The 20,805-nt window shown below is 58.2% G+C and carries 8 protein-coding genes and 2 pseudogenes; 3 read left to right on the top strand and 7 right to left on the bottom strand.

What is annotated here, in order from left to right; all coding sequences use genetic code 11:
- Positions 1-20: 20 nt before the first annotated feature.
- The 3 genes and pseudogenes from AC0L30_RS17750 to AC0L30_RS17740 all read right to left on the bottom strand — a co-directional run bounded on the left by AC0L30_RS17750 (position 21) and on the right by AC0L30_RS17740 (position 3,785).
- Entirely contained in the window at positions 21-2,213 is a 2,193-nt protein-coding gene (locus tag AC0L30_RS17750) for a xanthine dehydrogenase family protein molybdopterin-binding subunit (protein WP_354167156.1), read from the bottom strand.
- 3 nt (positions 2,214-2,216) lie between these two features.
- On the bottom strand, positions 2,217-2,672 hold the full coding sequence (locus tag AC0L30_RS17745; RefSeq protein WP_009859391.1) for a (2Fe-2S)-binding protein: 456 nt from the start codon (positions 2,670-2,672) through the stop codon (positions 2,217-2,219).
- A gap of 658 nt (positions 2,673-3,330) precedes the next feature.
- Positions 3,331-3,785 (bottom strand): annotated as a pseudogene (locus AC0L30_RS17740) (DUF3788 domain-containing protein).
- Between the two features lie 1,892 nt (positions 3,786-5,677).
- On the opposite strand from AC0L30_RS17740, the gene AC0L30_RS17735 reads away from it, so the two are divergent.
- Positions 5,678-6,727, top strand: coding sequence for an SAM-dependent methyltransferase (locus tag AC0L30_RS17735; protein WP_009859390.1), 1,050 nt, complete (start codon positions 5,678-5,680; stop codon positions 6,725-6,727).
- Positions 6,728-7,209: 482 nt separating this feature from the next.
- On the opposite strand, the pseudogene AC0L30_RS17730 reads toward AC0L30_RS17735, so the two are convergent.
- From AC0L30_RS17730 to AC0L30_RS17715, 4 genes and pseudogenes are all read right to left on the bottom strand, one after another.
- Positions 7,210-7,578, bottom strand: a pseudogene (locus AC0L30_RS17730) (HAD family hydrolase); the annotation flags it as partial.
- Complete coding sequence (hemF, locus tag AC0L30_RS17725; protein ID WP_009859388.1) at positions 7,575-8,462, bottom strand: oxygen-dependent coproporphyrinogen oxidase; 888 nt, start codon at positions 8,460-8,462, stop codon at positions 7,575-7,577. The pseudogene AC0L30_RS17730 and the gene hemF, both read right to left, overlap by 4 nt.
- Before the next feature lie 443 nt (positions 8,463-8,905).
- Positions 8,906-9,838: a LysR family transcriptional regulator gene (locus AC0L30_RS17720; protein WP_009859387.1), complete on the bottom strand. Its 933-nt coding sequence runs from the start codon at positions 9,836-9,838 to the stop codon at positions 8,906-8,908.
- A gap of 1,799 nt (positions 9,839-11,637) precedes the next feature.
- Entirely contained in the window at positions 11,638-16,488 is a 4,851-nt protein-coding gene (locus AC0L30_RS17715; RefSeq protein WP_009859385.1) for a trifunctional serine/threonine-protein kinase/ATP-binding protein/sensor histidine kinase, read from the bottom strand.
- 1,125 nt (positions 16,489-17,613) lie between these two features.
- Between AC0L30_RS17715 and AC0L30_RS17710 the strand changes: the two genes are divergently transcribed.
- Complete coding sequence (locus tag AC0L30_RS17710) at positions 17,614-19,815, top strand: PAS domain-containing sensor histidine kinase (protein ID WP_009859384.1); 2,202 nt, start codon at positions 17,614-17,616, stop codon at positions 19,813-19,815.
- The gene (locus tag AC0L30_RS17705) at positions 19,812-20,525 is read left to right on the top strand and encodes a response regulator transcription factor (RefSeq protein WP_009859383.1); all 714 of its coding nucleotides are present in this window, start codon (positions 19,812-19,814) and stop codon (positions 20,523-20,525) included. The genes AC0L30_RS17710 and AC0L30_RS17705 overlap by 4 nt, the downstream gene beginning before the upstream one ends.
- The last annotated feature ends 280 nt before the right edge of the window (positions 20,526-20,805 follow it).

The raw sequence follows: 20,805 nt of genomic DNA, 5'->3' as shown, positions 1-20,805 counted from the left end.
GCGGAATGATGGGGCAAGGACTAAGACGACGATTTCAGCGAATTTGTATCAACCGGCAGGCTGCGCAGACGCTTGCCGGTCGCGGCGAAGATCGCATTGGTCACCGCAGCACTGACAATGGCTGTCGCAGCTTCACCGACACCACCTGGAGCTTCCGCGTTTTTAACCAGGTGCGTGTCCACGACCGGCACCTCGTCGATACGCATCGGCAAATAACTGTCGAAGTTGCTCTGCTCGACCCGACCATCTTTGAACGTGATTGACCCATGGAGAGCGGCGGTCAGACCGAAAAGCGTTCCACCTTGAATCTGTGCTTCGATCGTGTCTGGATTGACGTACATGCCGCAGTCAATCGCGCAGACGATCCGCTTGACTTTGACAGAGCCATTCGCGGCCACTTCGACTTCGGCGACCTGCGATGTATAACTTCCGTATGCGAATTGCACCGAAATCCCGCGGCCATGCCGCGCGGGGAGGGGTGCTCCCCATTCCGCTTTTTCCGCGGCAAGCGACAGAACCGCAAGTGCTCGCGGATTGTGGCCAAGCAATCCCTTGCGATAAGCGACAGGATCCTGCTTCGCGGCATGCGCAAGTTCATCTATGAAGCTTTCGACCACAAAAACGTTGTGAGTTGGTCCGACTCCGCGCCACCAAGACGTCCGGACACCTGGTGGCTCGACCCGGACAAAGTCGACGTGGACATTTGGCAGCGCATAGGGTGGCTCGGCCGCCGCTTCTATGGCATCGGGATCCAGTCCGTCCTTGAAGTACGGAGGATAATAGCGAGCCATGACTGAGGATCCGGCAATTCGATGCATCCAGGCAACCGGCTTGCCGGCGGCATCAAGTCCAGCCGACAACCGATCGAGATAATAGGGCCGATACATATCGTGCTGGATGTCTTCCTCGCGGCTCCAGATCACCTTAACCGGCCCGTCGACGTGCTTGGCGATCTTGACGGCGAGGATCGTCCCATCGGCCTCCAGCCTTCGGCCGAACCCACCCCCAATCAGATGATTGTGAATTTTGATCGCACCCATCGGCAGGCGGGTGAGCTCGGCCACCTGAGCCTGCGTGATCGTAGGCGCCTGTGTACCGACCCAAATATCGCAACGATCCTTCTGCAGATGAACGGTACAGTTCATCGGCTCCATCGCCGCATGCGCCAGGAAAGGCACCTGATAGATGGCGTCAACCCGTTGCGCTGCCTCCGCAATTGCCTTCCCTACATCACCCACCTTACGAGCAACCGCGCCCGGGTTTTTGGATTCCTCCTCCAATTGCTTCACGATATCGGCGCTGCTGACCTTGCCGTTCGGCCCGTCGTCCCAGGCGACGGCGGCGGCCTCAAGCCCCTTCTTCGCCGCACCCATGTGGTCCGCCAGCACGGCAACGGCTTCATCTATATTGACCACCTGCCGGACGCCCTTTACCGCCAGCGCGGCCTTCTCATCCAATGCTTTCGCCTTGCCGCCGAGCACGGGCGCAATAGCAACCGCCGCAACCCTCATACCCGGCAGTCGCGCATCGATGCCGTAGATCGCGCGCCCATCGACTTTTATTGCTGAATCCAGACGCTTGGCACGCGTGCCGATCAAGGTGAACTCATTCGGATCCTTCAATTTCACTTTTGCTGCAGGCGGCACAGTCAATTTCGCCGCGGCGGTCGCAAGTTCGCCGTAGCTCAGATCCTTCGAGCCTGATGCATCGAACACCACGCCGTCCCTAGCGCGGCAAGTTGCCGGATCGACATTCCAGCGCTTTGCCGCTGCCGCGATCAGCAGACTACGGCCCACTGCCCCTGCCTGACGAAGCGGTGTCCAGAAGGCACGGACAGACGCGGAACCACCAGTATTTTGAATGCCTATGATCGAGTTGACGTAAAGAGCATCATTCGGCGGCGCATGCTGAACCTGAATCTGGTCAAGCTTCACTTCCAGTTCCTCAGCAAGAAGCATCGAGAGCGACGTGTAAACCCCCTGTCCCATTTCGATCATCGGAATAATCAGGGTGACGACGCCGGTTGGATTAATCCGTATAAATCCGTTCGGCGCGAAAGTGCCCGTGACCTCGTTTTCCGTTACCTGCGAAGCACGCGCTGCGAACACGGGCTCTGCGCGTGCACCGGTCATAGCAAAACCGAGCAGCAAACCTGTTCCCTGAAAAAAGGCGCGCCGGGACATGGCGCTTTCACCCTCGGTGTGGTTATCCATGCTTCACACTCCCGCTGCTAGCTGTATCGCGGCCCGGATGCGCTGGTAGGTACCGCAACGGCAGACATTTCCCGACATCGCCGAGTCGATATCCGCATCGCTAGGTTTAGGAGTCTCTTTTAGCAATGCCGCCGCCGACATGATCTGCCCGGATTGGCAGTAGCCGCACTGCACTACTTCCAGATCCAGCCAGGCCTTCTGCAAGGCGGCGCCTTGCGGCGTGCGCCCAACCGCCTCGATGGTGGTAACCGCGCTGTCGCCGATACTATCGACCGACGTCTGACAGGAGCGGGCCGGTCGGCCGTCGATATGCACCGTGCAGGCGCCACACAATGCTCGGCCGCAACCAAACTTGGTCCCGGTCATGCCGAGCACATCGCGCAGCACCCATAGCAAGGGGATGTCGCCGTCGACATCGATCTCATGGGGTGAGCCGTTGATCTTTAATGTGAAAGCCATGAATGCCTCTTGATCCGCCTAGGGCGTCAGCCATGAGTCGATCAACAGCACTCATGAAATCCGCCAAAGCTCACACATTGATCGCAACAAGGGACGACGCTTTCCAATAACCGGCATGTATAGTTTTCATACCAGCGGGGAATGCCGCCAACCGGATAGCTAAGAAGACGATCAACGCAGCCAGTGTTCGCTTCGGTGTCGCCGCGCGCCTAGACCTGTTGCCGGATGACAGCCTGAGGGAGAACGAGCGCTTCTCGCGTTCGCTCAGCGTGACGTCGTTTGGAGTCAGCATTTACTTGGTCGATCAACCTACGGAATACCTGATGCCAAAGGGCTGCGGATGTGATCGGGGAACAATGACTAACCCCGCCGCCCGCGGCGCATGCGTCGCTCCGGTCGAGCAGAACCTACATCTTGTTCATAGAAACCGCGCGTTAGCGCTGACAGCACTGGTCATATAGGGCAGATCGTAACCACACTCCTGGCCGAGCATATTGACGGTAGTTGGTGTGCCCGAGCAACTCTTCACACGATAACGCATCTGCAACGAGACGTCGCGAGGTTCGTCGGCCGAATGGTCAATATCCGAAACTTGCTAGCCAGTTTCTTTACACCTATCCAGCGTCTTTCCTCGTTAGACTTAACACTTCCGCGACATTCAAGCGCGCGAGCGTGGAGGGCGCTTCATAGTCAAAAGCTCCGTCACATCATGCCGATCATCTGCGGATGAAATGGCAATTGTCAGGAATTTACCATCCGGGTATGTCTTGGCTTTATCGTAAAGCTTGATCAACTGCGAGCGCCAGGCATTACGGCGCTCCTCAAACCTATCTCGTTCTGCTCACCCAAGACCACCACGGCGGAAAACCGCTTGTATTCCGGCAGCAAGGTACAAAATGCCCTTGTTTTCTTGTAGCGTAGGGACCAGCCGCGCTTCTTGCCGCCATAGAGCCATTCCGGCGCGAAGACCCCGGGGTAAATTTTCTCAATCCAATTCTGCAGAGAGGCCCAATGCTTGAACGTGCCCGGTCCGATCCAGTCCCGAACGGTGCTATCATCGGGCGATGCTGATTTGTCAGTAATCCTGTCGCCGATTTGGGGGGACTTTTCCATGCCGGTGTCCTTCAATTTTTCACGAACCGATTCGAAGCTTGGCGGCCGACCTTGACCTTGTACGAAGGGATGTGTGGGCCTTCTTTCCAGATTTCGCAACTTCTGTCGCGGACCTCTCCACCATTGGGGCTAGGCGAGTTGCCTGTCAAAGCTGATATCGGGCGCGTGGACTTGCGGACACGGAAAACGGACGTCCGGTCCGTTATTCGGGGACAGGATTGTACTGACATTTGGGGCTAGTCCGTTGCAGTGACGATCTTTCGGGGCAGAACATGAATAAGTATGCGACCACGCTAACGATTCCGCGCGCTTCCGGGCCAGCACGGTCACCAGCCCGCACGATTAGTGTGTGCGCGCATCGCAGGCCGCAGCCTTTCGAGGGCGAGCGTGCGGTTCCGATATCGCGCGCCATCGCTGCGCAATGGGTTGCACACCGGTCTTTGGGTTGAAGTCGCAATCCTTAGCTAGCGCGCGCCTGCGTTCCTCGATGGCGCGCCCGGAGCACCTCGTAAGGCGATTCGTGGGACGGCTCGTCCTGCGCGTGTTCGTACCAGAGCAGCCGAGCTTGCAAGGACCTCGCGATGTAAGGCAGTTCATAGTTCGTGATCGCATGGGCTTGCTCGGGCCCACGCGCCAGCGGTCGCGGAACGATAGCCGCCAATTCGGCGCCGACCAGCAGCTGAGCGTCGAGGAGTGGCGCGGCTGCTCGATGCCGCCCGGGGCCCAAATACAAGCCCGCCGCTGGCCCACGTGAAACGATCGTTCACCGGCGACTCGCGCATTTGGCACCAACGGCCGGTCCATCAAGCGTGTCTACGGCTTCGACCGCCTTCACATCGTGCATCACATCACCGGCAGCCTGCGCGGCTCTTGGATGAAGTGGGTGTGTTCGACGATATCGTGACGCCGTAAGGTGATCTTGAAGAAGAATCGTAAGGTCGAGATACTCTGGTCGATCGGGACGCCGAGAGCGCTCGATCCCAGATGGAGCTGATAGCGGCGCACCTCTTCGAAGGTTGCCGGAGCTGAAGCCCATCTGAGGAACGCTGCGACTGTCTGACCAGTTGAAGGTGGTCATGTTGGGTGTTTGGCGCGCACTTGCGTATCGTCATCTCATCGATCATGCGCACGCCGACGCAGCGGGCTCACTGCCTCGTTGGTCATGGGCGGCTCCTCTCTAGGGAGAAGGTTACGAATCCCTACTCAAGAGAGAGCAGGCTGCGTTGCGCTATGCTCTTAGCCGCCCCGCCGGCTCTCATGCTCTACCACTCGAGCGGTTTACTTTGAGGCATTGCGGAACTGGGTCGGCTTTAAGGGCGAACGCAATGAACCTTCGTATCGTTCCATGGCGACTTTGGATACCCGACGATTTCCTAGGTCTAATTGAATCGCTGATCGCGACTATCTAGGCTGCATGCGTTAAAGGGTGCGGCGCTCGAAACAGCTCGCTCCCGCCTTCCGGTGGAATACGCCCCCTCCCGCGGAAGGTCTAAGGGCGGTGAAGTCCCCCAACTTCACCGCCCGCTTTTTCCACTCGATCGAAAGTACCAGAAGGAAGGCACAATGCCCCACTGCTCTCCGAGCCTTAGATCTGGCAGAGCCGCGCGATGCGCAGTTTGTGACGGCAAGTTTGGTCTCGTCCGGCACTACTCGTGGCGAACCCCCCTTTGCTCCAAGAAATGCGTTGACCGGTTCAGAACTCGGAGTGATCGCAATTGGGTGGCCTGGCTCCAAATCGCTCTCGACCAGCTGCCGGAGAAGGGCGCCAGGGGCGGCTCACGGTCAGACTGACGCGAATGACCCAACCCGGAAATTTGCCTCTGAGATGATGCGGCACTGCTGTGATTTCCAGCCCGTTCGTAGAACTTCTGCAGCTATCACAGGAGCACACCTTGAATATCACTTTAATGTCTCAGTTGGTGGCGGGCGTCATCGTCGCGTCCTTTGTGGCATATAACTTGTTTCATTACGTACTGTTCCTTTTGGTGACCCGACCGAAGGACGCGAGTAAAATCGGCCACCAGCTAAATGAGTTCGAGCAGCGCCAACTGATCGAGTGGACACCAAAGCCGAACGATTTTCTGAAACATGACGACGAAACGCGCACATACGATGACGTGTTCGGCAGGTATCGCGACGAACAATCAAACTACAGCACATGTGTGTTCCCCCGCTTGGCATTTTCGCACCCTTACGAGGCCGAATATGCGCTTTTGAAGCCGAGAGACGGGATGCGATTCCTCGATCTCGGATGCGGCTCCGGCGCGGCAGCGGAATACCTCGCCAGACGGAGCAATATCGAAGTTGTGTGCGTGACCAATTCCTCTGTCCAGGCGGAGATCTGCCGGCGCAAATTTGCGAGGCTTGGGGGACGTGGACAGGTGATAGTCATCGACTTCGACAGCCTCGATCTCCCGAATGAACACTTTGACGGCATCTATGCGCTAGAATCGATTGGCTACACCAAAGATCTGGACGCGTGGCTAGCTAGGTGCTGGCGGATGCTCAAGCCGGGAGGACGGTTGCTGATCCATTCGCCGGGGTCGCTGGATCATTGTCGCCGTACCGAAGATTACCTGAGTGTCACCGCCTTCTTCGAAAATTGGCGTTACAATTTTGTCGGCGCCAATCTTCTGGTCTACAAGATGCGCCGACTTGGCTTCGGTCCAATCCACTATCGGCGCCTACCATTCTTGGCGTGGGGAGTAACCTGGAACTTCATTCAACACATGCTGTTGTGGAAATACCGGCTGAAGATGCGCACATTCGTGGAACTGGAGCGAATCATTTGGCGCACGTCGAAGGTATTTGTGTTCGGTAACCCGTACAACACGGTGCTGGCCACCAAACCCAGGCACACTCCCACACTCATATGTTCGGAAGGAGTGGCTAGGGTTTCCGACACTGACCACGAACTCCGCGCATCAATACCGGCTTCATGATAATCGCTGTCTTAGAGGGCCGCGCCTCGCCGGTCTGACGATCGTCACCGGCGTTCCTCCGGCACGAATACGCCTGCGGACCGCATCTGGATGTCGCCGCCGACGACATCAAACACCGGATCGGGCCCGCCGGCGCCCTCCAAGCCGTCCTTCTCGAGGTCAACGAACTCCTTCGCGCCGAAGTCGAATGCTATCTGACAGTCGGCGGCGGTCCGGTACCGATGACACAAGCGAACTGACTGCGCCTGCCGCGCCGTAGCAGTGAGCGGTGACCACTCCGGCCAGCGCGTGCCGAGGGATCGATGGTGTCGGCCACAATCGCGGCGATCGGTCGGGGTCGAGGGGCGAGCCGACCCTCATGATGAGGATCTTCGCTTAGAAATGACCACCACGGCGGACGTGTCTGTTCGATTTCGCCATTCGATCTCAGGAGATGCATATTGTCTCCAGGCGCGGAGATAATCGCTGGTATGGTGCTAAGACTCAAACCGCTGGAGCATAGTGCGCTGCGTGTCCGCGGCGCCCTTGGTCACCAGCGCGAGCTTGACGCCGAGCGCCTTCAGCCTGTCGATCACATCATGCCCGCCCGGTCCGATGGACATATCCTCTTCGCGATAGCTGGTGAAGCGATCGTCCGGGCTCATGGCGAGATCGTCGGGCAGAGCGCGGTGGCCCGCAGCCGCGAGCGCGGCAAAGCCGCCCTTGACGGTCAGATGCCGGGCTTCGGCAAGCTTCAGTCGCCATGAGGCGTCCGCATTGGTCCACGCGATCTCGGGCCGGCCGTGGGCCGACAGGATGCCGTTGTCCATGTCGATCAGGATGGCGCGGGGGAGACGCTTGCCCGCGCTCATGGCCACTTCACCTCCGGCGGCAGCGACGACAGGATCGAGTCGACATTGCCGCCGGTCTTGAGTCCGAAAATCGTGCCGCGGTCGTAGAGCAGGTTGAACTCGACATAGCGTCCGCGCTGGATCAATTGCTCCTCGCGGTCTTCGGCCGTCCATGCCGTCGCAAAATTGCGACGCACGATGTCAGGATAGGTCTTCAGGAAGGCGTGGCCGACGTCGTGGGTGAAGGCGAGATCGGCGCCCCAATCACCGCTGTCGTGCCAGTCGTAGAAAATGCCGCCGACGCCGCGCGCCTCTTTCCGGTGCGGCAGATAGAAATACTCGTCGCACCATTTCTTGTATTTGTCGTAATCGGCGACGCCGTTCGCGCCGGTACAGGCGTCCTTCATCGCAGCGTGGAAAGCGATGGTGTCGGCATCGTCCTGGGTGCGCCGGCGATCTAGCACCGGAGTGAGGTCGGCGCCGCCGCCGAACCAGGCCTTGGTGGTGACTACGAAGCGGGTGTTCATGTGCACGGCCGGCACCTGCGGATTGCGTAAGTGAGCGATCAGCGAGATACCGGAGGCCCAGAACCGCGGATCCTCCGCCGCGCCAGGGATCTGCGCGCGAAACTCGGGCGCGAATTCGCCGTGAACGGTCGAGCAGTGCACGCCGACCTTCTCGAACAGGCGGCCGCACATCATCGACATCACGCCGCCACCGCCGGGCGCGCCGGTGTGGTCGGTGCGCCGCCACGGCGTGCGTTCGAAGCGGCCGGCTTCGCCCGGATAGAGGCTTTGGGGCGCGTCATCCTCCAGCCGCTCGAAGCTCGCGCAGATGCCGTCCCGCAAGGATTCGAACCAGGCGCGGGCGCGGGCTTTGCGATCGTCAATGATTGAAACGTCCATATCCAAAATCCTGAAGGAACCAACCCGTAGGGTGGGCAAAGGCGCCCTCGCGCCGTGCCCACCATCCTTCACCGGCGTCTTGAATCGTGGGCACGCGGCGCTTTGCCCACCCGACGCGATCTATCCCTGCGGACCGTAATCGGTGCGCTCTCGTTGCAAGTGTGGCGGTGAATGCTGACGCGGGTGAGCTTGCCGATATGCTGTAGCCGCCGAAGCGCAATAGGTTTTCCAGGATCGGGGTGATGAGCGGACGATGCTGTGGCATTCATTCCCGCGCGCGACGAACTCGCGTTCTTGGCCCTGATCTGGCTCTGTCGGAACATCCGTAACCCTCAACGCGCTCCCCAAACTCGTACCTGGGTGCTTCTGGGCCTTAACGTCACCTAAATCGCACGGTTTCGCGGTACTCGCTCATGTGCCGCACCTCGCAGCCGGCCCCGTATTCACGCCGCGTCGGAGGACGCGACCGTCGAGCCCCGCGTTTTGCCCAGCGCACTCGTCCAGTCGCGAAAACGAGCAACCTTGATAAAGGCGTCGAGCGCCGGCGAATACTGCCTCCCGGCCACGGCCAAAAGCTGCACCTCACGCCGGACAGGGTCGCCCTCGATTGGGATAGCCGCGAGCGACGGCAGCGTGGGAGCATGGTCTGGCGCCAGGATGGCCCCTAAACCGGCGGATGCCATTTGCTGAAGGTGCCTTTCCTGATCGCTCCTGTGCACAACTGTCGGGCCGGGATGGTCGGCAAAACACGTCTGCTTAAATCGGCCTGCGACGTCGCACCCGACCCTTTCGAGAAAAACCAGCTCGTGAAGGTTTTGAAGCGGGATAACTGTGTGACTCGCCATCGGATGTTTCCGTGACAAGACGAGCACATACCGCTCCTCGAAGAGCCGCCAGCGGTTGATGCGCTCAGGTACCTCCACCGCGTCGCCGACGAGTGCGGCATTGATCTTACCATTCAAAAGCATCGCAACGAGCCCGTTGGCATCGGCCTCGCGCAGATCGACTCGAAGATCAGGGATGATCCTGGCGAGCTCCAAGAGCAATTCCGTAATGAGTGCGGCGGAGATTGATGGCGCCAGCCCGATCTTCAGCGGAGCGATGGTCTTCTTTTTATAGCCTCGCGCCTGAAGTCGTACCGACTCCGTCGCGGCAAATATTTCCTCCAGCGTTGGCAAAATCATGTTGCCCAGCTCGGTGAGCTGGGTGAGGTGACGTTCACGGTGGATCAACGCGCCACCGAGTTCTTGCTCCAGCTTGTGTATCGCCTTTGTCAGCGCCGGCTGAGTCACATTGCATTGCTCCGCAGCCCGCGTAAAATTGAGCGTCCTTGCCAGGGCTAAAAAATATCGCACCTGATGAAACTGCAGCTGCATACTTATACTCGAAAGGGTTGAGGTGGTTCGGACCATTCCAGTTCGTTGCCGGGGCGGGCAGGGCTGATGATAAAGCGGTTTGTCGCGGAGCCTCCCAGGAAACAGGTATTGTGTGCCGGCTCGGCATCTCGACCCGCGTCTTGCGGAACGTTTCCTCACCGACACTGCTTTGAATTAACGTTGCGGACCACGCCATCCGCTTTTGAGCGTCCCAAAGACGCGTAATCGTACGAACGTTGCATTGCCTCGCTCGGATCTCGACGTACTGGTACGACCTTGAATTCGCCGTCATTGGCGTCATCGCCTGTTTGGTCAGCTGAAGTGTGAATATGTCACTCGGAGCGTGCACGCACAGCCTATCCACTGCACTTTCCGGGGCCGGACAAATGGTCGTGGGATCGGGTCGGTTCTCCGCATTCCTCACACTTGTCATCACATCGACCGGGAAGCCGTTTCACATCCGGTTCGATGACCTGACAGCAGAAGAGAGTGAGTGTCGTGGAGGGGCAATGGCATCGGGGAAACGTCCATCCTTGCGATAGGGAACTACAGTTCGGCTAAGCGTAGAAATATACAGCTCCTTTGAAGGCGGATCCGATCAAATGGTCGGATCACATCGGGCACCAAAAACCTCCAGTCGCGCGGACAGAGCATCGACTTTGCGCCTTGCGCGGCACGCGTCGTGTCCATCTGCCGATCGGTTGCAAAGCGACCATCGCCGATATCCCGTCTATGGCGATGGCTCTGCCCATGTTGATTGAAGTTGCGGTAGCCTCGCCCGTGAGTGTCGACATAGCGCGTGGTGCACGTGACGGTCACATCGTCGCAACTAGTCGCTGTGAATATCGCCGGCATCATTGTTCTCCTTGTCGCCGCTAAGCCTGATGCTCTTGCGGACTACAGATATAACGGGCTAATCACTGCGTGAAGCGCAGTTCTTGTTACGGCGTTCTCATTCTTGCGGTTTGTTGATCGCGTATTTTATGGCGCCGACGTCCGTTGCGTGCCGACAACTCAGAGGTCTGGACACCAGCTCGACCCAACTGGCTCGAACAATCCGCCGTAGTATAGAGGTGAGTAACGGTCGCGCTGTTCGGGCCGCGCGACCGCCCGTTAAAACGGGTTCGCTAAGGTGCGACACACGCCACTGATACTCATAATCAAGGAACGTACCTTGCGCTCCTCGCTTGCCAAATCGAACTTGTTCCGGCGTTGACCGGACCTAGCGAATGCAATGAGTGCGCACGAGGCCCGGAACGGCGACGGTGGTCAGGTTAGCGCGTCAATGCTTCCGATCACCGCTCCCATGCGGCGACACAATATCGGCATTTATCTTGAAGTTCGCCTCTGCTTTGTCGATCTCGGGCATGTCACGGAGAGGTGCTTGACGATTTCTGAGGCGCCCCCGGCGACCACTCTCAACGCCGTGGCCAACCCGACGTCGCCGCAATCCGAGTGCTCAGACTCGTCGTTCCTTAGCTGCGCTGAACGTGGAACGACATGGACATGAGCCGTTCCAAGGAACAAGCCACGAACATGACGACCTCCTAAATGATGAATAGCGCGCTGGCTGCGCCGGCGGAACTCCAGTGCGTGCGAGCCCAGAGTTCTTCCGTTAGGGATCATGGCGCTGTGATTTGGCCACCCCTGGCGTATTGGCCATCTTAATGCGCCACATACGAGCTAAGATGACTCCGCTGCACCATCTCCGCACAGCAGAACAGACGTGAGACTGATATCACAATTCGTGACGCCGATAGCGATCCGCTCCGTTGCAGACGCGCTGCAAACTGTTCAATTCACGAGGCCTGATTTGACCGTGCGGGCAGCGTGAATTGAAACGTCGCGCCCCGAGGTTGAGTGGCGGTGGCCCACAGTCGGCCCCCATGCGCTTCAATAATGGTGCGGCAGATCGATAGGCCCATCCCCAAGCCGCCGGGCTTTGTCGTGTTGAAGGCGTCAAAGATGCGCTCCAGACCCAGTGAACTCAGACCTGGCCCGGAATCCCGCAGTACTACCAGCACGCCGTCCGGCTCGCCCTTACCAGTGGTGATCACCAGTTCTCGCGGATCCCCGCTGATCGAGCTCAATGCTTCAACGGCATTGATGATCAGGTTCATTATCACTTGTTGCAGCTGGACCCGATCTCCTTGAATGAGCGGCAAATCGTCCCCGAGGTGTGATTGCACCGAAATGCCATTCTTCACGACTTCGCCGCGGGTCAGGGCGATCACCTCAAGGATTGCTTCGTTGATGTCCACGTCTTCTTTCCGTAGAGGTGCTTTTTTGAAAAGCGCTCGTATCCGGCCGACTACCTCGCTGACGCGATTGCCGTTAGCAAAGATCCGGTTGAGAGCGTCCCGAGCTTTATCCAGATCTGCTGGTTCTTTGCTCAGCCAGTGCAACGCCGCAGAGGCATTGTTGAGCGTCGCCCCGATCGGCTGGTTGACTTCATGGGCGATCGAAGCCGAGAGATGCCCCATTGTTGCAACTCGATTCGCGTGCACGAGCTCCATCTGCACCTCACTGTAACGCCGTTCGCTTTCGCGAATTTCCTCCTCCGCCCGCTTGCGCTCGGTTAAGTCTACCACGAAGGCCGCGCCTTGCTCGGATCGCTCTCCGAAGGTCGCTGCCCCGACCAGCACCGGCACGCGGCTGCCGTTTTTCGCGAAGTACTCCTTCTCGTAGGGTGGCGTGGTCCCGGTCGCCTCCAGCTGGGCTAGTCGTCGGTCGTCGGCATCGCTCCATTCCGTGGGTGTCAGGTCCCGCCAGCGCAGTTGGCCAGAGACCAGATCGTCGCGGCTGTATCCGACGATGCGGAGAAACGCGTCGTTGGCATCGATGATCCTACCGTCAGCATCCCAGACGAAGATTCCGATGATGTTGGCATCCACTAACCGTCGGATTCTGGCCTCCCGCTCGGCTAGTTCGCGATACAGGCTGGCGTTCTCTATTGAGATAGCGGCCTGGGAAGCGAGCAGTGTGAGGACTACCATTCGAGCAGGCGTAAACGCGGCAGTCGTAAGGTTGTTCTCCAAGTACAGCAGGCCAATCAACTTGGTCTGCTTAAGTATCGGCAGGCAGAGCACTGAGCGCGAGCGACGGTCACGGATATAGTCGTCCCCTGAAAACGACTTCTGATTGGACGCATCGTGCAGCAGAACGCTTTGTTTTGTGCGAAGCACGTAGTGAAACACCGAGTTTGGGAGATCTGCGGTCGTGACGCGCGCCTGTTTCAGGACCACCGTCACGTTGTCACCGCTGGCTGTGGCCTCTGCTTCAATTTGATATTTGTCGGCTCGGGGAAGAATCAGGAGACCTCGATCTGCGCCTGCGTGTTCGATTGCCGAACTCATGAGCGTGTTCATTAACTTCTCGAAGACGATTTCGCCTGAGACCGCTTCCGAAACCTTGATTACGGTAGCCAAATCGAGTTGCTCGAAGGGTGTCACTATCGTCGCCGTGGAATTCGGGATCGACTCGTCCAGCTTGAGCTCCGGATAAAGTTTCTCGAGTTGGCAAACCTTTCCGTCGGCTCCCCAGCGCTGATAGCAGCCCTGCGCGGCGCGCAAATAGGTTACCGCGATTTTCCCGTAATCGCGCTCCGCGTAGAAGCCCGCGGCAATCTCGTTGGCAATTGCCTGGATGTGCACGAACCCGTATTTGCGAGCCTCGCGGATCGCTTTGTCGTACAGCTCCTGAGCGTTCAGTGTTCGGCCCTCCATGCGGGCGATTTCGGCGCCGACCAAGGCGGCGCGGTCTTCGAAAGTTTCGGGGTTGACCTCCGCCCATGCTAGGAGTTCCCGGTGGTGCTGAAGTACAGATGCGAAATGCGTCCGTCTCTGCTCCGGTGGGGCGTGATCCCACATCGCCGCATGCGCCAGCGCGGCATAGAGGCGATACTCCGCCGACTCGAACGTTGCCGCCGACGTCCAAAGCAGGGGCTCCGCGTGCCGCGATGCATCGACCGCCGCCGCAAGCTCTCCGGCAAAAAAATGCGCCTGCAGCTTTCGCGTCCAGTAATAGAACTCCGAGAGCACGAGATCCGGGCTGTTGGCCAAACGGCGCTCGGTATCGACTTCGCTATATCCCTCATGATCCAGGCAGCCGAACGTTTCAGTCAGCCCGCGCAGGGTGAGGATCAAACCAAGTTGTGCTCCGCAGCGCTCGATGAGCGGACCGAAGCGCACCCGCCTCGCAAATGCCAAGCCCTTCTCGCATTCCTCTTGCACTTCCGCGAGTGGATCCCCGGCAGCGAGACCAACCGTGACGGTCAGCAGTTCGCACTCGGCTGTCAGATACTCGATCGAGAAGATAAGCCGGTAATTGCGTTCCCAAGTCTCTTCTGTAAGAAGGGCGCGGCCCGCCCTGAGATAGATGAGAGCGGAGTCGTATGCTGTCGAGAGTTTCGCGCGCCGACCTGCGATCAGATTCAATTCTGCGACGCGCTCGCGATCCTCGACAACGTTGATAAGGTGAGAGCCACGGTTAAGTTGATTGGCGATATCAAATATCGCCTTCTCACGTCTTTCTAAGGGCGTATGCTCAGCGAGGAGCATTCCGATGCGGAGGTGAGCCTCGGCACGCAACTCCGCCGGGATAAGCGAATAGGCCGCTTCCTGCACGCGGTCGTGCAGGAAGCCGTAGCAATTGTCCGTGCGGAAGATCAGGCCCGATCGCACCGCTTCCCAGAGATGATCGTGCATGTCCTCGACGGAGCCCTGATACCCAATCCGCAGCATCTCGAACTCTGCAGTGTTGCCCATGCAGGCGAACTGCTGGAGTATCTTCCGGGTTTCCGGCGAAAGGCGCTTTAACTTGTCGACCATCAGCTCTACGACGTTGTCCGTGAAGCCTTTGGCACGAATGCGGGGCAGGTCCCATATCCATCGGCGCGCGCGGTAATCGAATGTCAGCAGGCGATCGTCCGCCAGAGTAGAAATAAACTGGATTGCAAAGAACGGATTGCCCGTGGTCTTTTCGTAAATCAAGTCTGCCAGTGGGGCGGCGGGCTCCAGTTGGCAGTGAAGGGAGTCCACAAGCAGTTTACCTAGATCGTCGCGACTGAGTGGCGTGAGAACGATGTCCTGCACTGCGGCTCCGGCCTGACGGATCGCTTGAATCTTACGTACCAGCGGGTGGTTGGCATTGACCTCATTGGTCCGATACGCACCAATGAGCAATAAATGCTGCAAATCGTTGCGTGTTAGCAGATCTTCGAGGAGGTCGAGTGTGGCGACATCCAGCCATTGCATATCATCGAGGAAGAGCGCAAGCGGATGTTCAGGTCGCGCAAACACGCCAATGAAACGTCGAAGGACGGTCTGAAACCGTCTCTGCGCTTCCCGCGGCGGCAATTCCGGCACTGGCGGCTGGTCGCCAATGACGTGCCGCAATTCCGGGACGAGATCGATGAGGAGCAGTCCGTTCGGACCCACCGCCTCGCGAATTGCGTCTTGCCATTTGCGGAGGTCTTCCTCGTTCTCGCTGAGGAGCGGCCGGACAAGGCTCTGAAACGCATGTGCCAGCGAGGCGTGCGGAATATCCCGCTTGTGCTGGTCGGATTTGCCCGACGCGAACAAGCCGCGTGGCGGCACGAGTGGTTTATGGAGCTCATTAATGACTGCGGATTTACCGATGCCGGAGTATCCGGAGACCAGCACCAGTTCGGCTCGGCCACCGCCAACAATGCGGTCGAAGGCGGTCAGCAGAGTGCCAACTTCGCGGTCCCTCCCATATAGCTTCTCGGGGATGATGACGCGATCCGGGGTGTCGCAAGCGCCAGGAGTGAAGTCATCGATCGACCCGTGGGACTCCCATTGGGATAGGCAGCGCCGAAGATCGCTCTCAACTCCCACCGCTGTCTGATATCTCTCCTCCGCGGTCTTGGAGAGCAACTTCATCGTGATCGCGGAGACCGAGACCGGTACGGTTCCCACCCGCGCTCTCGGTGGGGCGGGTTGTTTCGCGATATGACAGTGCACCCATTCCATCGGTTCGGAGGCCGTGAATGGAAGACTCCCGGTCAGCATTTCGTAAAAAGTCACTCCAAGCGAGTAAAGGTCGCTCCGATAGTCGATCGAACGATTCATTCGTCCCGTCTGCTCGGGTGCCATGTAGGCGAGCGTTCCTGCGATGAACTCGGGAGGATCGGGCGACTGGCGCTCGCGCGGAAGTTGGGACGCAATCCCGAATCCGGTGAGCCATGCGTTTCCGGTGCCGTCGACGAGGACATTCGAAGGCTTGATATCGCGATGTATGAGGCCCTGCTGATGGACTTGACCCAGTGTTCTTGCCAGCCCAATAGCGATGTTCAGGAAGCGAGTCAGATCCAGCGGTTGCCCATGGTCACGCTCAAGAATCCAATCCAGCGGCTGACCGCCGGGATCCTTGAGTAAGAGGATCGTCCGCCCTTCGTGACGAAGAATGGCCAGAGGCTTGGCAGCCCACGCGGGATCGAGTTCGGCTGCGAATGAGTATTCGTGCATGAGCCGCTTGACACTCTGAGGCGACGACTGTTCAAAGAGTGCGACCGCTAGGACTGGCAAAGGGTCGTCGTGCTTTCGGCCGCGGTAAAGGGTAAATTCCGCGCTTTCGCGCAGGGGCACCAGCACGTACCCCGAGAGGTGACATTCTTGTTGCCATGGCATCACGACCTCGGAACATTGATTTGGGCAGGACGCTAAAAGGATGTCAACAGGGAAGAAACATCAATGGCCGCGGGGCCGCAGAGTTGGTTCAAGCTTTCTAACGAACTGGAACTTTCTAAGAGCTGAAAAGAGTCTCTTCATCGACGGGATTGCTCGAGAGTTGGGTCCGTCTTATGAGCAAATGCCCGGCTGAAGTTTATCCGGACAACTGCGCAGCGGGTTGGCGGAAGCCGGCGCACTTGCCTGGTGAGCAGGAGCACCGCTGCGGGACAGAACTCCGATTCTTGAATTGTGGCTTGTCGGCCATATTCCGGCATAGCCTCAGCGGCGCCTCCAGCAACTTGTTGAACCTGCAATTGGAGACCTACTTGGTTTAGTGTTGAAGAGCTCCGGCAAGCATTCCGGCGTGACTCGTCTGAACGTTTGGTAACTGAACTGCGGCGATCAGCTCAGGGAACGCATTTCTGAGGCAAGATGCGATAACATGAAGCCGGCCGTCTGATTGTCTATTTGCAAATGCCTCAAAGAGCGGATGGAGCTGTTTCACAGGCTCATGGTGACCAGATGATCATCCGTGGCGAGGTCGTGTCCCCGGTGGTGGTGTAGCTCGATACAGCAAAGCCGCCCGTCCGCGGGAAATCCCAACGAGTCCGCCGGAATCGCGCGACGAGACCTGAAGGGCGCGGCGATGGAAGAATCTGCGCTTGCGGGCCTCGCATTCTGTGCCCCACCGCGTCGCAGCCTGCGCCACTAGCTACCAGTTCGAATGGGACTGGCATCCCAGCGAGACTGCTGCAGATTGGCCAAATATCGGTTCCATGAGATAGGAATAGGCGAGCAACTGGCGCATCCCGTATCGACTTTCCAGCGGTTATATGTAGGCTTTCGGCAGTTTGATCCGGCGCTTCAATTCATCTTGATGGGCGATCTGTTATGATCCATCGCTGCCGTTTAAGGGCAATGCCCGCAACAAGGCCCTTCGGATTTGCGCCTGCTCCTCGGCAGGTTCATGGTAGGTCGCCCGGGACAGAGCCGGCGCGCCGAAAAGAGATTAGTGTGTAACTTGAGTGCAAGCGTGACGGCAAAATAGCCCTGCGCGGATACTGGACACGAGATCAGCTACAAATGACTCGTTTGAAGTCCAAGTCGAGGAAGAAAACGCGGACGGTAATCGGACGCGCAAATGCAACGCGCCAACGGGCGCGACCTTCCAAGAAGATTGCTGTCGATGATCGCCACGTCGGTTCCTCGAAACCGAGCGGAAGTGGGCAGGGTCAAGGGCAGCCTTGGGAGGAAGGCAGTTTAACGCCCGAGCAGATCCGCAGCGTAAAGAAGAACATCATGGCTCAACGACGAGCCCAACGCCGTCGCATGGGCGAGGTTAAAACCGCTTCGGAAGCCCTTTCGTACGAAATAGACCAGTATAAGCAAGTCCTCGATCGATCACGGTTGCAACTCGAGGTCTTGCATAAATTGCCCGCGGTCGCGTGGACAGTTACGCGGCATGGCAGTTGTGACTTTGTCAATCAATTCTATCTGGATGCGACCGGCCTATCGGCGGATTATTGCACGGCGCCGCTAAAAACGTGGAGAAAGAGTCCAAGCGATCTTCCGCCCTTTCTTTCCGCTTTGCATCCGGACCATAAGGAACGTGTGTCCCGCATATTTTGGGACGGTGTCCGATCTGGCGGAGGCTGGACGTTTGAGGCACCGTTTCGCTATGCAGACGGTTCCTATCGTTGGCACTTTGATCGTGCGGTCCCGGTGCGAGACGCCCGGGGCAAGGTACTCCGGTTCGTCGGCTCTAGTTCGGATATTCAGGAGTTGAGGTCGGAGAGGGACGCGCTGGTGGATAGGGAGAGACGGCTTCTCGCAATCATCGATGGTAGCCCCAACCCGATCTTTCTTAAGGACCCTGATGGTCGCTTTTTGCTGGTCAACAGCGAATTTGAAAAGGTCACCGGTGTCTTCCGCAATCAAATTATTGGTAAAACCGAGGATGACCTATCTAAATTGCGCGGAGCGGGCGCACTTCGAACGAACGATCGAGAAGTGCCTCGTTCGGGCGAAGTGATGCTTGAGGAGCTTGCTACGACCGATATAGGTCCGCGCTGGGGCGCAGTTCAGAAGTTCCCAATCGTCGATGCGGACGGTCGAATCTATGCGACCGCCCACATCACGACGGAGGTCACACTACGCAAAAGCGCGGCGGAACACCTTCGTCTGGCCGAGGACCAAACGCGATTGATCTTGGATTCCTCCCTCGACGCTGTCATCACGATTGACGCGCGTGATATAATTACGGGCTGGAGCAAAAGCGCCGAACACATGTTTGGATGGTCCTGCGATGAAGCGGTCGGCAGGCGGATCGTGGATACGATTATCCCCATGCAGTATCGCGAGGCTCATTCGCGAGGGTGTGAGCATTTTCTCGCAACCGGGCAAGGCCCGATACTAAACAGACGCATCGACATAACGGCGCTCCACAGCGCTGGACATGAATTCCCCGTCGAACTGACTGTCACTGCTATTCGGCTGGAAACCTGGCACTTCACCGCGTTTGTGCGCGATTTGACAGATCAGAGACGAGTGGAGGAGGCGCTACGCGGAGCGCGGGAAGAGCTGACCCGGGTGACCCGTCTTACTGCGATGGCGCAGCTGTCTGCGTCCATCGCTCACGAGATCAACCAACCTCTGACGGCCATTGCAGCCAATAGCGATACGTGCCTCCACTGGTTGAGCACGGAGGAGCCGGATCTCACCAGAGCGAGGGCGGCTGCCCAGCGGTTGGCCAAGGACGCGCGACGCGCGAGCGATATAATCGCCCGCATTAAGGCGTTGATGAACAAAACCCCGGTTGGAAAGGCCCCGCTCGATATTATTGAGGCGATTCGTGATGTCATGAAGCTAACGCAAGAGGAATTTCGCAAGCACCGTATAACGACGCTTGCTGATCTGCACGAGTCGGTTCCGCGGATCAACGGCGACCGCGTCCAATTGGAGCAAGTCATTCTGAATCTCGTACTGAACAGCATCGAATCAATGATGCTTGTGAAGGATCGTCCAAGGACCCTTTCGATAAGGTCTCGGGTGCTGGATGACAGAATGGTTGAGATCTCATTCCACGACACCGGCGTTGGATTCGATTCCACGGTGATCGATCGACTCTTCGACGCGTTCTTCACGACAAAACACAACGGAACGGGTATGGGCTTGGCAATTTGTCGTTCGATAATCGAAGCCCACGATGGACAGATTTCGGTGACCCCAGGCGCTCCATTTGGAGCAGTTTTTCAATTCAGCTTACCCATTGCAGATGCACCATGAACGAGAGTGACCAGCCCGTCGTTGCCGTCATAGACGATGACGAATTCGTCCGCGAAAGTTTGGGTGCCCTTCTGGAGACGATCTCAGTGAAGGTCGCGCTCTTCAAGTCAGTTGAGGCGTTTTTGGGCACCAACCCTCCGGTACTACCGAGCTGCATCGTTCTGGATGTGAGACTTCCAGGTGCAAGCGGCTTTGAGTTGCAAAAACAACTAGTCGCGGCTCACGTCGATACGCCTATTGTTTTCATTACCGGCCATGGCGATATCGCGATGTCAGTGCGGGCCATGAAAGCAGGTGCAATAGAGTTCCTGTCAAAGCCTTTCCGGGAGCAAGAGCTGCTCGATGCGGTACGCCAAGGGATTGAACGCCACCGTGCGCTCGCCGCGCAAGGACGCGCTCGGGCGCAAATCCACGAGCGATTTGCGCGCCTGACCGATCGAGAAACGGAAATCATGACTTTGCTTGCAAAGGGGCGCGTAAGCAAGCAGATTGCCGGCCAACTTGGCGTCAGCGAAGTAACTGTCCGCGTTCATCGTAGCCAAATTATGCAAAAAATGGACGCGCGCTCGCTGGCGGATTTGGTACGAATTGCGGATCGGCTCAAGGCGGATGACGAAAACCCCGCGGACCCGGAAGGACTGCCTCGCATGAGCCGCACGGCGAAGCACGTCACAGGGAAACAGAAGGGGCGCGGCGATATAACGAAGTGACTCTTTGACCATCTTCGAGGAACCCATTGGGCGTGATGCGGGCGTTCATCTGGACCCCACCACAAGACTTGGATGGCTCCACCATCTGCGCTCCCAATGAGTCCGCTGCCAGGCCCCACGGGTCCGCGCGGGCTCATGAACTGAAGCGGGCGTTTTTCTAATGTCGCATAAGCGAAGAGGCCGGGTTCTGAACCCGATCGTAGTTGGCCTAAACGAAACGAAAGGACTGCCCTCTCATTGTTTATCTGCGACTACAAAATGGTAGGTACCGACGGCCGGC

The sequence above is a fragment of the Bradyrhizobium sp. MI1.11 genome (assembly GCF_055811255.1).
The sequence above is the reverse complement of the archived record's forward strand: the minus strand, read 5'-3'. Positions and strand labels throughout refer to the sequence as shown.

Excerpts from the sequence above, each read along its gene's own strand:
- AC0L30_RS17750 (WP_354167156.1), bottom strand. The coding sequence starts at position 2,213 with ATGGATAACCACACCGAGGGTGAAAGCGCCATGTCCCGGCGCGCCTTT.
- AC0L30_RS17745 (WP_009859391.1), bottom strand. The coding sequence starts at position 2,672 with ATGGCTTTCACATTAAAGATCAACGGCTCACCCCATGAGATCGATGTC.
- hemF (WP_009859388.1), bottom strand. The coding sequence starts at position 8,462 with ATGGACGTTTCAATCATTGACGATCGCAAAGCCCGCGCCCGCGCCTGG.
- AC0L30_RS17720 (WP_009859387.1), bottom strand. The coding sequence starts at position 9,838 with ATGCAGCTGCAGTTTCATCAGGTGCGATATTTTTTAGCCCTGGCAAGG.
- AC0L30_RS17715 (WP_009859385.1), bottom strand. The coding sequence starts at position 16,488 with ATGCCATGGCAACAAGAATGTCACCTCTCGGGGTACGTGCTGGTGCCC.
- AC0L30_RS17710 (WP_009859384.1), top strand. The coding sequence starts at position 17,614 with ATGACTCGTTTGAAGTCCAAGTCGAGGAAGAAAACGCGGACGGTAATC.
- AC0L30_RS17705 (WP_009859383.1), top strand. The coding sequence starts at position 19,812 with ATGAACGAGAGTGACCAGCCCGTCGTTGCCGTCATAGACGATGACGAA.